We start from the raw sequence: 16,006 nt of genomic DNA, 5'->3' as shown, positions 1-16,006 counted from the left end.
CGCACTGCCGAAGCAGCAACCGCCCTTCGGCACAGGCGTCCCAGTAGACCCGCGTGAAGGTATCGACTTCAGGAACGTCGAACCGCACCGCTCCTGCCGCCCCCATCAGAACAACCCCAGCGCGGCATCGAGCGACCAGCTCTGCCAGGCCACGGCGAACAGCGCGACGACCGAGATGAGGGCCATCATCGCGTTCTGCCCCTGCTCGGCCCAGTCGTGGATCATGAGGGTGAAGTACAGAAGGTTGAGCAGCAGCCCGCCCACGAGCGCGACGGGCGTCAGGAACCCCACCACGAGCCCCAGCCCGAGGGCCAGCTCGGCGTAGACGACGATGTACGCCATGGTCCGAGGCCGGGGTTTCACGACGATGTCGAACCCGCTGCGGACGGCGTTCCAGCGATGTCTTTCCGCCACCTCCGCCGCCCACGCGATCCCGGTGCCGCGCTCGAACCACCCCTTCTTGTCCTTGTGCCGCCAGCTCTCCAGCCACCACAGGCCGAGGCCGATACGGAGCACGGCGAACCATTCGGCGCCGCTGAGCCCTATCGCGTCCATGCGCGTCAGCCGCCTCCCACGAGGTGCACCGCACCACCACTTCTGACGGTACGTCAGTTCAGCGCACGCCCGCCGGACGCGCAAGAGCCCGTACACACCCCCACACCCCCGCCCCACCCCCCGTGATCGATTCGCAACCGATTCCGGTCGCGACCGAGACCCATCGAGTAAGCACGCGATTACGCTCCCGCACATGACCGCCCCCACACCCCCACAGGCCGCCCGCAGCCATGAACGTCCGCCCGTGTACGTGATCGGCGGCGGACCAGGCGGACTCGCGGCGGCCGCCGGCCTCAAGGCGCACGGCGTGCGGGCCGTGGTCCTGGAGAAGTCCGACCGGGTGGGCGCCTCCTGGCGCCGCCACTACGACCGCCTCCACCTGCACACCACGCGCCGCCTCTCCGCTCTCCCCGGGCTGCCGATGCCGCGCCGCTTCGGCCGCTGGGTGGCCCGCGACAACGTCGTGCGCTACCTGGAGAAGTACGCGGAACACCACGACCTGGAGGTGGTGACCGGCGTCGAGGTCACCCGCGTCGACCGCGCGCCCGACGGCACCGGATGGCTGCTGCGGGCGACGGGCGGCCGGGAGCTGACGGCGACCGCCGTGGTGATCGCCACGGGCTACAACCACACCCCGCGCCTCCCCGACTGGCCGGGCGCCTCCTCGTACACCGGGCGGTTGCTGCACGCGAGCGAGTACCGCGCCCCCGGCCCGTACGCGGGTCAGGACGTGCTGGTCGTCGGCGTCGGCAACACCGGGGCCGAGATCGCCGTGGACCTGGCCGAGGGCGGCGCCGCGCGCGTCCGCCTGGCCGTGCGCACCGCACCGCACATCGTGCGCCGCTCCACGCTCGGCTGGCCGGCCCAGCGCACCGGCATCCTCTGCCGCCGCCTGCCGGTACGGCTCGTCGACCGGATGGCCCGCCCGCTGGCGAGACTGAGCGTGCCGGACCTGTCGGCGCGGGGCCTGCCGCGCCCCGAGACGGGCCTGTACTCGAGGGCCCGCACGGGCTCGATCCCGGTGCAGGACGTGGGCCTCATAGCGGCGGTGCGCGCGGGCGAGGTGGAACCGGTGGCGGCGGTCGAGTCCTTCGACGGAGCGGAGGTGGTCCTCGCCGACGGCACCCGCCTCACCCCGGACACGGTGATCGCGGCGACGGGCTACGACCACGGCCTGCACTCCCTGGTGGGCCACCTGGACGTCCTGGACCCGGCGACCGGCCGCCCCCGCCCGCACGGCCGCCGCACCTTGCCCTCCGCGCCCGGCCTCTACTTCACCGGCTACACGAACCCGATCAGCGGCATGCTCCGCGAACTGGCCCTGGACGCGGACCGCATAGGCAAGGCACTGGCGAAGGCGGCCCGCTAGGGCGTCCACCTTTACCTGCACGCCTGTTCCTGACGGAGCGTCAGTTAAGTAAACTGACTGAGCGTCAGTTACTTCGCGTTGTCGCTGTCACACAGGAGCGGGCGGACCGATGCTTGGATCGACATACGGCACCCTGACCACCGATTCCCGCCGGGCCCGCGTGATCGCCTGCGGTGAGCGCCCCGGTCCCGCCGTGCACGGCAGGACCGGCACCGACGACCGCGACGTGAGCGGCCGCCCCCTGCACTCCGACGCACCGGACCTGGACCGCTTCTTCCGCCCCGAGACCGTCGCCGTCGTGGGCGCGTCGGACACGGAGGGCCGCCCCAACACAGGCATCACGCGCCAGCTGACGCGCTGGGCGGAGCGGGTGGGAGCACGCCTGTACCCGGTGCATCCGACGCGCGAGACGGTCTTCGGCCTGCCCTGCTCCCGGTCGGTGCCGGACCTGCCGGTCCAGGTCGACCTGGCGGTGCTCCTGATCGCCGACCCGCTCCCGGTGATCGAGCAGCTGGCGGACGCCAAGGTCAGGTTCGCGGTGGCCTTCGCCTCGGGTTTCGCGGAGACGGGAGACGAGGGCGCGGAAGCCCAGCGGCGCATGGCGGAGGCGGTCGAACGCTCGGGCCTGCGCCTCCTGGGCCCGAACACCAACCTGAACGCCTTCGAGCACTTCCGCGACGATCTCGACGGCCCGGCGATCGCGCTCATCACGCAGTCCGGCCACCAGGGCCGCCCCGTCTTCGCCCTCCAGGAACTGGGCATCCGCCTCTCGCACTGGGCCCCGACGGGCAACGAGGCGGACCTGGAGACCGCCGACTTCATCCAGTACTTCGCGCGGCAGCCCGAGGTGGGCGCGATAGCCGCCTACATAGAGGGCCTGAAGGACGGCCGCTCCTTCCTCCTCGCCGCCGACCGGGCCGCACGTGAGGGCGTGCCCGTCGTGGCGGTGAAGGTGGGCCGCACGGAGACGGGCGCCCGCACGGCCGCCTCGCACACCGGAAAGCTGACGGGCGCGGACACCGTGGTGGACGCGGCGATGCGCCAGTTCGGCGTGGTCCGCGTGGACGGCCTGGACGAACTCCAGGACACGGCGACGCTCCTCGCCCGCGCGAGGCCGCCGCAGGCGGAGGGCGTGGCGGTGTACTCGATCTCCGGCGGCACAGGAGCCCACTTCGCGGACCTGGCGACAGCGGCAGGCCTGCACATCCCACCCCTCTCGCAAACGAAACAGACCGAGCTGCACCAGTGGATCCCCGACTACCTGAACGTGGCGAACCCGGTGGACAACGGCGGCCACCCGGTCGGCGACTGGCGAGGCCGGAAGATCATCGACGCGATCCTCGCCGACCCCGCCGTAGGCGTCCTGATCTGCCCGATCACAGGCCCCTTCCCCCCGATGAGCGACAAGCTGGCGCAGGACTTGGTGGAGGCGGCCGAGGGAACGGACAAACTGGTCTGCGTCATATGGGGCTCACCAGTCGGCACCGAACGCGCCTACCGCGAAACGCTCCTCAACTCCTCCCGCGTAGCGACCTTCCGCACGTTCGCGAACTGCGTCACGGCGGTCCGCGCCTACCTGTCCCACCACCACTTCAGGGCCGCCTACCGCTCCCCCTTCGACGAGGCGCCGCGCACCCCGTCCCCCTCCTTCCGCAAGGCGCAGGCCCTGATGCGCCCCGGCAAGCAGCTCAGCGAACACGCGGCGAAACAACTGCTGCGGGCGTACGGCATCCGCGTACCGCGTGAACAGCTCGTGACCAGCGCGGCAGCGGCCGTGCGCGCCGCCTCCCTGGTCGGCTACCCGGTGGTGATGAAGGCCTCGGCACCCCAGCTGGCGCACAAGTCGGAGCTGGGCCTGGTCAAGATCGGCCTGACCTCGGCGAGCCAGGTCAGGGACGCCTACCGCGACCTGACCGACATCGCCCGCTACGAGGGCATCGACCTGGACGGCGTCCTGGTCTGCCAGATGATCGAGCGCGGGGTCGAGATGGTCGTAGGGGTGACGCACGACGACCTGTTCGGCCCGACCGTGACCGTGGGCCTGGGCGGCGTACTGGTGGAGGTCCTGCGGGACACGGCGGTGTGCGTGCCGCCCTTCACGGAGCACCAGGCACGCGCGGCGCTCGACCGGCTACGGGGCCGCGCCCTTCTCGACGGCGTGCGAGGTGCACCGCCCGCCGACATGGACGCACTGGTCGAGGTGGTCCTGCGCGTCCAGCGCATGGCGCTGGAACTCGGCGCCGACCTGGCGGAGCTGGACATCAACCCGCTGATGGTCCTGGAGCGCGGCCAGGGCGCGGTGGCTCTGGACGCACTGGCCGTCTGCCACTGACGCGAGGAAACAGACGACGCCATGCGCCCCCACACCCTGCACACGACGGAGAACAACGTCTCCTGGATCACGCTGAACCGCCCGGAGTCGCTGAACGCGCTCACCGCCCCCCAACGAGAGCACGTCATAGAACTCCTCCAAGAGGCGTCCTCGACCCCCACAATCCGCGCGGTGGTCCTGACGGCGACGGGCAAGGGCTTCTGCGCAGGAGCGGACCTGCGCGACACACCACCACCGACGAGCCCACGCGTGACCGGTGACGTCTCCCGCACGATCCGCGAGGGAGCCCAGCGCCTGATCACCGCGGTGCTCGACTGCGAGAAGCCGGTGGTGGCGGCGGTCAACGGCACGGCGGCCGGCATCGGCGCGCACCTGGCGCTCGCCTGCGACCTGGTCCTGGCGGCGGAGTCGGCCCGCTTCATCGAGGTCTTCGCCCGCCGCGGCCTGGTCCCCGACGGCGGCGGCGCCTACCTGCTCCCCCGCCTGATAGGCCCCCAGCGCGCGAAGGAGCTGATGTTCTTCGGCGACGCGCTGCCCGCCGCGGAGGCGGAGCGGATGGGCCTGGTCAACAGGGTCGTACCGGACGAGGCCCTGCCGAGGACGGCACGGGAGTGGGCGGAACGCCTGGCGACAGGCCCGACCCGCGCGCTGTGCCTCACCAAGCAACTCGTCAACGCCTCGCTGTCGACGGACCGGGCCACGGCGTTCGCCGCGGAGGCGGCGGCCCAGGAGCTGAACATGGCGACCCACGACGCGAACGAGGGCGTGGCGAGCTTCAGGAACCGCCGCCACCCCCACTTCGAGGGCCACTGAATCTCTACCCCCACCGACCCTTCCCATCTGACGCTTCGTCAGCTCTACTGCTGCCCATGATGGGACACGCGGGTATGGCGGCCACGGTGGTCCGCTACCTCAGGTCGGTCGGCTCCCCCACCACGGCGGGCCCGGTGGAGGCGCTGCCCCGCCCGGACCTGCGCGCGGTCGGCGACGACGAACGCGCTCCGGTGGATCCGGCCGAGTTCCGCCGGGTCCTCGGCACGTTCGCGACGGGCGTCACGATCATCACGGCGGCACTGCCAGACGAGAGCCCGGCCGGTTTCGCCTGCCAGTCCTTCGCGTCGCTCTCCCTGGACCCGCCGCTGGTGGCGTTCATGGTGGCGCGCACCTCCACGACATGGCCGCGGATCGCCCGCGCCGGCGCCTTCTGCGTCAACGTCCTGAGCGCGAACCAGGACGAGCTCTGCCGCGCCTTCGCGGTCAGCGGGGCGGACAAGTACGCGGGCGTCGGCCACAGCGCGGCGCCGGTGTCGGGCGCGCCGAGGCTGGACGGGGCGGCGGCGTGGATCGACTGTGCGATCCACGCGGTCCACACGGGCGGCGACCACCTGATCGTGGTGGGCAGGGTCACGGCCCTGGGCACGCACGAGGAGGACCGCACCCCGCTCCTCTTCCACCGGGGCAGCTTCAAGCGCCTCAGCGACTGACGGAAGAACCCCGCCGGATGACGAGCGACATGAGAGCGGCGACAGCACACAGAGCCCCGGCGCCATACCAGACGACGTCATAGGCCCCGAAAACATCACGCGCGAGCCCCCCGAGAAAAGCAACAACAGCAGCGCCCACCTGATGAGAGGCCAGCACCCACCCAAAAACAATGGCGCTGTCGTCCCCGTAATGCTCACGGCACAAGGCAATGGTGGGCGGCACGGTGGCAACCCAGTCGAGCCCGTAGAAAACCACGAAGAACACCATCGGCGGATGCACGCTGGGCGCGAGCAGGATCGGCAGGAACAGCAGCGAGATCCCGCGCAGCGCGTAATACCCGGCGAGCAGCCGCCGCGCCTCGAACCGGTCGGTGAACCACCCGGAGGCGACGGTGCCGACGATGTCGAAGACCCCGATGACGGCGAGCAGCGAGGCGGCGGCGGGCACAGGCATGCCGTGATCGTGGGCGGCGGGCACGAAGTGCGTCTTGACGAGCCCGTTGGTGGAGGCGCCACAGATGGCGAAGGCCCCGGCGAGCAGCCAGAAGGGCCCCATACGAGCGGCACGGAAAAGCACACCGACGGCCCGCCGGGCGGCACCGACACCGACAGGGGGTTTGGGAACGAACTCATCGGCCCCATAGGGCGCAACGCCGACATCAGCAGGATGATCCCGCAACAACAACCAGACAAAAGGCACCACCGACACAGCCGCGAGCGCGACTATGACGGCGGCAGGCCGCCAAGAATGCTCCTCGACGATCCAGGCGAGCAAGGGCAGAAAAATCAACTGCCCAGACGCCCCAGCGGCGGTCAGAAGCCCAGTGACAAGCCCACGCCGAGCAACGAACCACCGATTGGTGACAGTGGCGGCGAACGCGAGCGCCATGGCCCCACTCCCGAGCCCGACAAGCACCCCCCAACACATCACAAGCTGCCAGGCGGCACGCATCCACACGGTGCACAACGACCCAACGGCGATAACGACAAGGGCAGAGGCAACAACCCGCCGCATACCGAACCGATCCATCAAAGAGGCAGCGAACGGAGCGGTGACCCCGTAAAGCGCCAGATTCACGGAGACGGCGAACCCGATGGTCCCGCGGGACCAGCCGAATTCATCGTGCAGGGGCTCGATGAGCAGTCCGGGCAGTGAGGCGAAGGCGGCGGCGCCGATGATCGTCACAAAGGTGACAGCGGCGACGGCCCACGCCCGATGGGGCCACCGGCGTCGAGAAGTAGCCGGACCGAACGAATCGACTTGCTGAGTCTGCGTCGTCACGACCGAAGACTCCCCCACCCCCCACCCCCGATCGAGTGGCCGGACTGCCACCCTTCGCTAGGATCGGGCCATGCATCGCGTAGTAGTCCTGGCCCTGGACGGGGTGATCCCGTTCGAACTGGGCATCCCGCAACGCATCTTCGGCCGCGCAAGAACACAGAACAACGACCCGGTCTACTCCGTCATCACCTGCGCGGTCCGGGAGCCGGGCCCGGTCCGTACGGACGCGGATTTCGCGATCCTCCTGGAACACGGCCCGGAAGCGCTGGCCGAGGCCGACACGGTGATCATCCCGGCCTCCTACGAACTGGGCGAGGTCTACGAGCAGGGCCGCCTGACCCCGGACCTGAAAAGGGCGATGGCCCACATCCGCCCTGGCACGCGCCTGGTGTCGATCTGCACGGGCAGCTGGGTCCTGGCAGCGGCGGGCCACCTGGACAACCGCCCGGCGACGACGCACTGGGCCGACGCGGCCGCGTTCCAGCGCATGTTCCCGGCGGTCCGGGTCGACCCCGACGTCCTCTTCATCGACGACGGGGACGTACTGACCTCCGCCGGAGTGGCCGCGGGCATCGACCTGTGCCTCCACATCGTGCGCCGCGACCACGGCGCGGCCGTCGCCAACGACGTGGCCCGCCGCACAGTGGTCCCCCCGCACAGGGACGGCGGCCAGGCCCAGTTCATCCAGCGCCCGGTCCCGAGCCCCCACACAGCGACGACCACAAGATCCCGGGCCTGGGCCCTGGCGCACCTCCACACCCCCATCCAACTGCGCGACATGGCGGCACAGGACGCCATGTCGGTCCGCACGTTCACCCGCCGCTTCCGCGAGGAGGCCGGCATCAGCCCCGGCCAGTGGCTCACGCAGCAACGCATAGAACGGGCCCGCCACCTCCTGGAGACATCAACCCTCTCCATCGACCAGGTGGCCAGAGACGCAGGCTTCGGCACGGCCCAATCAATGCGCCAGCACCTGCAAACAGCACTGGGCGTCACACCGACGACCTACCGCAGAACGTTCAGGGCAACAGTGGAGACCTGAGGGTTCAGCCGTGTACGGAACGGAGGGAGCAGCCCTGCGCGTATGCGCACGCACCACCGGCCGCTCAGCCGGACGCGAGACGGGAGGGGCCGGTCGGGGCATGTCCGCGCGCAGCACAGTTCACGCGGTGACGAAACGCATCACAAGGGGCGATGCCATCAAGATGGCGAGCACGGACATGCCCCGACCGGCCCCGTACCCACCCCGACACCTGTCGGACGAAGACGGTTGGCCGCCAAGAAACACCAGACGGCCACCCTCCCTTCATCGCGCACACGCACGTCAAAAGGTAAGAACCCCCCGAGCAACCCGCCCACCCAGAGCATCCGCAACAGCCACTTCGAACTCCTCGACCGGATACACCCGGCTGACCAACTCATCGAGCAGCAGCCGCCCTTCCCGATACAGCTCGGCATACAGCCGAATATCCCGCTGCGGCCGGGACGACCCGTACCGGCACCCGAGCACCGACTTGTCGAGGAACAACGCGGCAGGCACAAAAGACGCCTCCGCATCGGCCGCCGGCATCCCGAGCAACACAGCCTGCCCATGCCGATCGAGCAGATCGATGGCGGCCCGCACCAGCTCAACGCGCCCCACGCACTCAAAAACGTGATCGGCCCCCTCAGGCAGAAGAGCCCGCACATCCCCCACATCGCTCAGAAACTCGGTGGCCCCGAACTGCCGAGCAACACCCTCCTTCCCCGGATTGGAGTCAACGGCAACAACCCGCAACGCCCCAGCGATCCGCGCCCCTTGCAGCACATTGAGCCCCACACCCCCGGCCCCGATGACCACAACGGAGTCCCCCCGATCAACCCGCGCCCGATTCAGCACGGCCCCCACCCCGGTAAGCACCCCGCACCCGATCAACGCGGCGGAGGTCAGCGGAATCTCCTTGGGAATCTTGACGGCCTGCACGGCCTTGACCACAGTCCGCTCGGCAAAGGCGGAGTTGGACGCGAACTGGTACACGGCCTCCCCACCGACCGAGAACGGCTGCCCCGGCGCCCCGATGGCCTTCCGGCACATGGTGGGCCGCCCCCGATCGCACTCGGCGCAGACCCCGCAGTTGGCCAGCGTGGAAAGGGCGACGTGATCCCCCACCCCCACATGCGTCACACCGCTGCCCACGCCCTCGACGACCCCGGCCCCCTCATGCCCGAGCACAACAGGCCGAGGAAACGGAATGGTCCCGTCAACAACACTCACATCGGAGTGACAGAGCCCAGCAGCGACAACCCGAACAAGAACCTCACCGCCCGAAGGATCCCGCACCTCAAGATCATCACAGACACGAACCCGCCGCCCGTCGAACAGAACACCTCTCACAACGACGCCTCCCTGGGCAGACCGAGCACCCGCTCGGCGATGATGGTGCGCTGAATTTCATCGGACCCGCCATAAATGGTGTCGGCGCGGCTGAACAGAAAAAGCCGCTGCAACTCCCCCAGCTCATAAGGGGACTCAGCGGACCACGCAACCGAAGAAACACCCCCGGCGGCCCCCTGAACCCGCACAGCAAGCTCCCCGAGCCGCTGATGCCACCGCCCCCAAAGCAGCTTGGCAACACTGGAGCTTTCCCCAACCGCCTGCCCACCCAGCACCCGCAACGAGTTCCACCGCATGACCCGCAACTCGGCCCACAACCGCACACATTCCCCCCGCACAACAGAATCCCGTACAGCCCCACTCTCCACAGCCACCCGCACAACCCCCCGCAACTCCTCCTCGAACCCAATCTGCTGCGCAAGCGTAGAAACCCCCCGCTCAACACCGAGCAACCCCATGGCAACGCCCCACCCACCCCCCACCTCCCCCACAACATCCTCAGCAACGGCCCCATCAAAAAACACCTCATTGAACTCACACCCCCCGGTGATCTGCCGAATGGGCCGCACTTCAACAAGCCCAGGCTGATCCATGGACACAAGCAGAAAAGAAAGCCCCCGATGCCTCCGAGCCCCAGCCTCGGTCCGGGCCAGCACAAAACACCAGTCGGCTTCCTGCGCAAGCGAGGTCCACACTTTCTGCCCGCTGACCCGCCACCGCCCGTCACCGTCCCGCACCCCCACGGTCCGCAACGAGGCAAGATCAGACCCGGCCCCCGGCTCGCTGTACCCCTGACACCAGAGCTCCTCCCCCGCGCGATCCCCGGCAAGAACCGCCGCTGCTGCGCCTCACTCCCATAGGCAAGCAAAATAGGGGCAAGCAAATTCTCCCCGATATGCCCACACCGCCCAGGGGCCCGGGCCCGCGCATACTCCTCAGCAAATAAAACCTGCTGACTCAAACCAGCAACCCGATTCCCAAACCCACCCCGCCCCCAGGAGAGCCCGATCCACCCACCCCGCCCCAGCTCCCGCTCCCACTCCCGCCGCCCGCCAAGACCACCAAACCGAGACTGCCCGACCCGCGAGGCAAGCCACTCCCTGACTTCTTCCCGAAAAGCCGAACCATCATCCCCAAACCAAAACTCCACAACCCACCCCACCCCTCACTGATTGGGCCGCTCTGCGGCACGCGCAGCCCGAGCCATCTCCTCCAGAACGGCAAGCATCGGCATGGGCTCACTCCCCACGACCGAGGGCAGAACATCGGCGATCCGCGAGGGAGTCCAAGGCCCCTCCCCGTAAACGGCCCGCACTTCCCGAGGCTGAGCCCACAAGGCAATCTTCGACCCGGCAACGGTGTACACCTGCCCGGTGATCCCGGCCTCCCGGGCCCGTTCACTGAGCAAATACACAACAAACGCGGCAACATCCTCGGGCTCCCCGATCTCCTTCAACGCCACAGGAACCTTCACGGACATCCGCGTACGAGCAACAGGCGCCACCGCATTGGCAAGCACCCCATACTTGTGCAACCCCAGAGCAGCACTGCGCACCAACGAAATAATGCCCCCTTTCGCGGCACTGTAGTTGGCCTGCGAGACAGACCCCTGATGATTCCCACTGGTGAACCCCACCAGCACACCCCCACCCTGCTTGCGCATTACAGCAGAGGCAGCCCGGAAAACAGTAAAAGTCCCTTTCAAATGAGTGGCAACAACAGAATCAAATTCCTCCTCGGACATATTGAAAAGCATCCGCTCCCGCAAAATCCCGGCAACACAAACAACCCCGTCAACCCGCCCGAACCTCTCCACAGCCACGTCAACAACCCGCTGCCCCCCACGCATGGTGGAAACGTCATCAGCAACGGCAACGGCAACCCCGCCCCCCGCCTCGATCTCCTTGACGACTCCGAGGGCCACTTCGGAGGCGGGCTCGGCACCATCCACCCCGACCCCGTAGTCGTTGACGACGACCTTCGCCCCCTCCGCGGCACACGCGAGGGCGACCGCCCGCCCGATCCCCCGCCCGGCGCCCGTCACGGCGATGACCTTGCCGTCCAGGAAGTTCCCCACGTCCGTCCCCTTCCCGCAGTTTCTGACGACCCGTTAGATTCTCTGGGGACCCAGATTCTACGACCCGTCAGATACGGGAACACAAGACCCGGGAGGCCGTCGATGCCGATGCCCGCCGAGTTCCAAGAGATCGCGAAGCGCGTGAACAACTGGGGCCGTTGGGGAAGTGAGGACGAGACGGGAACCCTGAACCTGATCACGAACGAGACGGTCCACAAGGCGGCGGCAGAGATCCGCACAGGCCACAGGGTCCCCCTGGCCCTCCCACTCCAGGAGGACGGAGTCCAGTCGGGCCTGATCCCGGGAAGAATCAACCCGCACCACACGATGGTGCAGATCAACCAGCAGATCTTCGGCCCGGACACGGTGGCGACCAGCGACGACTCCGTGACGATGGGCCTGCAGGCGGCGACGCACTGGGACGCGCTCACCCACGTCTCGCACTCGGGCCACCTCTACAACGGCCGCCCGGCGGACACGATCACGGCGCACGGCGGCGCGGAGTGGGCCGGCATCGACAAGGCCCCGTACGTCGTCTCGCGCGGCGTGCTCCTGGACGTGGCGGCGGCGAAGGGCGTGGACCGCCTGCCGGGCGACCACGCGGTGACGCCGGAAGACCTGGACGAGGCGGCGGAGTTCGGCCGGGTGTCGGTCCGCGCGGGCGACATCGCGCTGGTCCGCACGGGCCAGATGCAGGTGTACCTGTCCGGCGACAAGCACGGCTACGCCTACCCGTCACCGGGTCTGTCGGTGCGTACCCCGGAGTGGTTCCACGCCCGCGACGTGGCGGCGGTCGCGAACGACACCCTGACGTTCGAGATTTTCCCGCCGGAGAGGGAGAACCTGTGGCTCCCGGTGCACGCGCTGCACCTGGTGGAGATGGGGATGCTGCAGGGCCAGAACTGGAACTTGGAAACCTTGTCCACAGCCTGTGGACAGCACAACAGGTACGCCTTCTTCCTGGCGGCGATGCCGGAACCCTTCACAGGCGGGACCGGCACCCCGGTGTCCCCGGTGGCGGTGCTCTGAACCAGGCCAGAGCACCTCCACGGCACGAGCGACTCGAACGTCGCCGAGGGCCCCCGTCACAAGGGCCCTCGACGTCCCCTCACAGCGAATCGCCGACCACAAGCGTGATCAAACGGACACTGACCGTCAACACCTTGCCGGTTATTTGCGGTTTATGCGCCAATTCTCCGACCGCGCACAGAAGCACGGCCGGGGTGCGGACCCGGCGCACACAGGACCGAGGGAGACCGAGCCCACAGGACCGTCGGAGACCGGTCAGACGGCTTCGAACGCGGCCCCGCCGTACGCCCCGACCCCACCGACCCCGACCCCGCCCACGACGGCCCCCGCACACCGGTCGAGCTCGCACCAGATGGCTTTGCCACCGCCCTCGGCCCGCCACCCCCACCGGTCGGCGAGCCCTTCGACGAGTTCGAGCCCCCGTCCGTTGGTCTCCTCGCGGTCCGCGTGCCGGGGCGTGGGCGGCCGGGCGCTGGCGTCGGCGACCTCGACGCGCACCGTGCCCGGACACTGCTCCTGGACGCCGGGCAGCACCATGCGCAGGACGGCGGGCCGGCCGGTGTGCACGACGGCGTTGGTGACGAGTTCGGAGACGAGCAGGATCAGCGTCTCGGCCAGCGGCTCGTCGTCCTGTATCCCGGAACCGGCGAGGCGGGACCGCACCCACCTGCGGGCCCGTCCCACTTCCGCGGGGTCCGCCCCGACATCCAACTGAACCTGAAGCACCTGCACCGCTCACACCATCCGAATCCGGCGGGACCGCTGGAGTTCTGCCTCGCGCCACTGACCATCCTGGACACTGCCAGGGATCACGGTCCGTGATCCCGTTGCTGCACAGCATGGTTGACGTACAGTCACCCCAACAAGCGCTTCGGGCATATTCCAGCGCGAAGGAGTACGCGTGCGGCATACTGTGCGACGCGTCTCGCGGGGGGTCGAACAGGCGGGCATGCGGCTCCGTCCTGCGCTGCGAGCGGCACACATCCCTGGTCCCGGAGCCGCCTCTGAGGCGACGCCGACACCGTCGTCGGGGTTCAGCACCACTCGCATCTGCCACAAGGTACCCGAGCCGACGGCCGACTCCGCGCCGTGACGAGCCTCCCGAAGGACACAACCCGATATCGACGCACGGTCACTGTGCGTACACCCTTCCTCAAGGCGTGCACAGGGCGGCGGCGAGCGTCTCCTCGGCGGCCCGCGCACCGCCGCCCAACTCGGCGCGCACCCAGGCCCGCTTCAGATGCAGATGGATGTCGGCTTCCCAGGTGAAGCCCATGCCGCCGTGCACCTGGAGGCAGTCGCGGGCACCGCGCACGGCGGCCTCGTCGGCGAGCAGCCCGGCGGCGGCGATCTCCACGGGGTCCCGGGTGACGGCGGCGGCGTAGACGGCGACGCGGGCCAGCTCGACCCGTACGAGCATGTCGGCGCACAGGTGTTTTATTGCCTGGAACGCCCCGACGGGCCGCCCGAACTGCACCCGCCGCCGCGCGTGTTGCACGGCCATGTCGAGGCTCCGCCCGGCGGACCCGAGCTGCTCGGCGGCGTACAGGAGCCGCGCCTCGGGTGAACCGGGCCCCGCGTGGTCCGGCACGGCGTGCAGCGGTGTGAGCGGATCGACGGAGTCGAAGGGCACGGCGGAGTCGAGGGACGCGGCGGAGTCGAAGGGCACGGCGGAGGCGCCCTGCCCCGTCGCCGCAGCACCAACGCTCTGCCCCCTGCCCGAAGTGACCCCCTGCCCCGCACCAACCCCCTGGCCCCTCCCCCTCCCCGAGGCAACCCCCCGCACAACGTCGGCCGCGTCCAACCACGGCACCAGCCCTCCGCTGACCTCCGTCACGACCACCTCCCCCGAGCCGCCCCCGCCACCTCCCTCGCGGCGAGGAACGTCGCCACGACGGGCCCGGGCAGCAGCGCCCGCCCGCACTCCTCGAAGACGACGACGGCCTCCGGGAGCCCGAGCCCGGTGCCCCCTCCGCCTCGGGCAGGCAGAGCGAGAACAGCCCGGCCGCGCCGAGCTCCCGCCACAGGGCACGGTCGAGCACGGGCCGCTCCACCGCGCTCCGCAAGGCGTCCCGCCCGAACCGCCGGGCGAGCAGCTCCCGCATACCGCGCCGCAGGTCGACCTGTTCGGCCGACAGCCGGAAATCCACGTCAGTCCCCTCCCCCCGCCTTGCCCTCCCTGGGTAGCCCGAGGATGCGCTCGGCGACGATGTTCCGCTGGATCTGGGACGTCCCGGCGGCGATGGTGTACGACAGCGACGACAGCCGGTCGAGCGTCCACTCCTGCCCGGCATCCAGCGCCCCGGCACGACCGAGCACCAGGGCGGCTACGTCGTACAGCCGCTGCCGGGCGTGCGAGTACCGCAGCTTGAAGACGGACCCGCCGGCGCCCGGCACACCCCCACTGGCCTGCGCCTCGCTCACGTTCCACTGGGTAAGCCGCCACAGGGCGATGAACTCAGCGTTCAGCACCGCAAGTTCACGCCGCAGCCCGGCATCGTCCCACCGCCCACTCTTCCGGGCATGCCGGGCCAGCTCGCCGAGGACCCGCCGGCAGGCGACGACCTCCCCCACGAACGCCGTCCCGCGCTCGAACGACAGGGTCACCATGGTGACGCGCCACCCGTCGTTCTCGGCGCCGACCCGGTGGGCGACCGGCACCCGTACGTCGTCGAGGAACATCTCCGCGAACTCCGTCGACCCGGCGAGCGTGCGCAGCGGCCGTACGGTGATCCCGGGCGCGTCCATCGGCATGGCCAGCCAGGAGATGCCGCGGTGCCTGGGCGCGTCCGGGTCGGTGCGGACGAGCAGCTCGCACCAGTCGGCGACCTCGGCGTGGGAGGTCCAGATCTTGGACCCGTTGACGACGTACGTGTCGCCGTCGCGCACCGCGCGCGTCCGCAGGGCGGCGAGATCGGACCCGGCGTCCGGCTCGCTGAACCCCTGGCACCACACCTCGTCGCCGCGCAGGATCGGGGCCAGCCAGCGCGCCCGCTGGGCCTCGGCGCCCTCGGCGGCGACGGTCGGCCCGGCGTGCAGGAGGCCGACGAAGTTGGCGCCCACGTACGGCGCGCCCGCCTTCTCCGTCTCCTCCAGGAAGATCAGCCGCACGGTCGGCGAGGCGTCCCAGTGCACATCGCCGTACCCGGCGTCGTGGAGCCGGCGCTGCCACCCGGTGTCGTAGGCGCGCCGTCCGGGCCAGTCACCGGGCGACGGCTTGGCGGGCAGTCCCGGCAGCACGGCCCGCAGCCACTCCCGCAGCCGCGCCCGGAACGCCTCTTCCTCCTCGGTGTACGTGAGGTCCATGGGCCCCCTCCGCCACAACTGATGACCCGTCAGACGGACGCAGACTAGCCCCGCACCCCTGGACCGACAAGGAGCGCGGTCTTACGCTCGGCTCAATTTCTGACGGCCCGTCAGCCAGTGGACCAGTCAGTTAATGGACCAGTCAGCCGATGGACCAGTCAGCCGATGGACCCGCCCGCGTCCGCACCGGGAGTCGCC

Annotated in this window: 12 protein-coding genes and 2 pseudogenes; 6 read left to right on the top strand and 8 right to left on the bottom strand. The window is 69.6% G+C overall.

Annotated features, from left to right (window positions below; all coding sequences use genetic code 11):
- Positions 1 to 105 precede the first annotated feature (105 nt).
- Complete coding sequence (locus N5I75_RS19210) at positions 106 to 555, bottom strand: DoxX family protein (protein ID WP_476679109.1); 450 nt, start codon at positions 553 to 555, stop codon at positions 106 to 108.
- Between the two features lie 193 nt (positions 556 to 748).
- On the opposite strand from N5I75_RS19210, the gene N5I75_RS19205 reads away from it, so the two are divergent.
- The 4 genes from N5I75_RS19205 to N5I75_RS19190 all read left to right on the top strand — a co-directional run bounded on the left by N5I75_RS19205 (position 749) and on the right by N5I75_RS19190 (position 5,740).
- Positions 749 to 1,924, top strand: coding sequence for a flavin-containing monooxygenase (locus tag N5I75_RS19205; RefSeq protein ID WP_476679107.1), 1,176 nt, complete (start codon positions 749 to 751; stop codon positions 1,922 to 1,924).
- A 109-nt stretch (positions 1,925 to 2,033) separates the two neighbouring features.
- Positions 2,034 to 4,256 carry an acetate--CoA ligase family protein gene (locus tag N5I75_RS19200; RefSeq protein WP_476679105.1) on the top strand — a complete coding sequence of 741 codons (2,223 nt, stop codon included), beginning with the start codon at positions 2,034 to 2,036 and terminating at the stop codon, positions 4,254 to 4,256.
- Between the two features lie 21 nt (positions 4,257 to 4,277).
- On the top strand, positions 4,278 to 5,069 hold the full coding sequence (locus tag N5I75_RS19195) for an enoyl-CoA hydratase/isomerase family protein (protein ID WP_476679103.1): 792 nt from the start codon (positions 4,278 to 4,280) through the stop codon (positions 5,067 to 5,069).
- A gap of 59 nt (positions 5,070 to 5,128) precedes the next feature.
- Positions 5,129 to 5,740 (top strand): flavin reductase family protein, encoded by a 612-nt coding sequence (locus N5I75_RS19190; protein ID WP_476679548.1) that lies wholly within the window; start codon positions 5,129 to 5,131, stop codon positions 5,738 to 5,740.
- Here the strand turns inward: N5I75_RS19190 and N5I75_RS19185 are convergent.
- Positions 5,730 to 7,022 carry an MFS transporter gene (locus N5I75_RS19185; protein ID WP_476679101.1) on the bottom strand — a complete coding sequence of 431 codons (1,293 nt, stop codon included), beginning with the start codon at positions 7,020 to 7,022 and terminating at the stop codon, positions 5,730 to 5,732. The two genes, N5I75_RS19190 and N5I75_RS19185, sit on opposite strands and share 11 nt — an antisense overlap.
- 70 nt (positions 7,023 to 7,092) lie before the next feature.
- Between N5I75_RS19185 and N5I75_RS19180 the strand changes: the two genes are divergently transcribed.
- A complete protein-coding gene (locus N5I75_RS19180; RefSeq protein ID WP_476679099.1) occupies positions 7,093 to 8,064 on the top strand; it encodes a GlxA family transcriptional regulator in 972 nt (323 codons plus the stop codon).
- A 282-nt stretch (positions 8,065 to 8,346) separates the two neighbouring features.
- Here the strand turns inward: N5I75_RS19180 and N5I75_RS19175 are convergent, their stop codons facing one another.
- From N5I75_RS19175 to N5I75_RS19165, 3 genes and pseudogenes are all read right to left on the bottom strand, one after another.
- The gene (locus N5I75_RS19175; RefSeq protein WP_476679097.1) at positions 8,347 to 9,396 is read right to left on the bottom strand and encodes an alcohol dehydrogenase catalytic domain-containing protein; all 1,050 of its coding nucleotides are present in this window, start codon (positions 9,394 to 9,396) and stop codon (positions 8,347 to 8,349) included.
- Positions 9,393 to 10,546 (bottom strand): annotated as a pseudogene (locus N5I75_RS19170) (acyl-CoA dehydrogenase family protein). The gene N5I75_RS19175 and the pseudogene N5I75_RS19170 overlap by 4 nt, the downstream one beginning before the upstream one ends.
- Positions 10,547 to 10,561: 15 nt before the next feature.
- Positions 10,562 to 11,473 carry an SDR family oxidoreductase gene (locus N5I75_RS19165; protein ID WP_476679095.1) on the bottom strand — a complete coding sequence of 304 codons (912 nt, stop codon included), beginning with the start codon at positions 11,471 to 11,473 and terminating at the stop codon, positions 10,562 to 10,564.
- Positions 11,474 to 11,575: 102 nt separating this feature from the next.
- On the opposite strand from N5I75_RS19165, the gene N5I75_RS19160 reads away from it, so the two are divergent.
- On the top strand, positions 11,576 to 12,502 hold the full coding sequence (locus tag N5I75_RS19160) for a cyclase family protein (RefSeq protein WP_476679093.1): 927 nt from the start codon (positions 11,576 to 11,578) through the stop codon (positions 12,500 to 12,502).
- A 255-nt stretch (positions 12,503 to 12,757) separates the two neighbouring features.
- Here the strand turns inward: N5I75_RS19160 and N5I75_RS19155 are convergent, their stop codons facing one another.
- From N5I75_RS19155 to N5I75_RS19145, 3 genes and pseudogenes are all read right to left on the bottom strand, one after another.
- A complete protein-coding gene (locus N5I75_RS19155; RefSeq protein WP_476679092.1) occupies positions 12,758 to 13,234 on the bottom strand; it encodes an ATP-binding protein in 477 nt (158 codons plus the stop codon).
- Between the two features lie 421 nt (positions 13,235 to 13,655).
- Positions 13,656 to 14,607, bottom strand: a pseudogene (locus tag N5I75_RS19150) (acyl-CoA dehydrogenase family protein).
- 46 nt (positions 14,608 to 14,653) lie between these two features.
- A complete protein-coding gene (locus tag N5I75_RS19145) occupies positions 14,654 to 15,808 on the bottom strand; it encodes an acyl-CoA dehydrogenase family protein (RefSeq protein ID WP_476679090.1) in 1,155 nt (384 codons plus the stop codon).
- Positions 15,809 to 16,006 lie beyond the last annotated feature (198 nt).

Source organism: Streptomyces sp. R818 (assembly GCF_056172735.1).
Note: the sequence above shows the minus strand (reverse complement) of the source record. Positions and strands in the feature narration are given on the sequence as shown.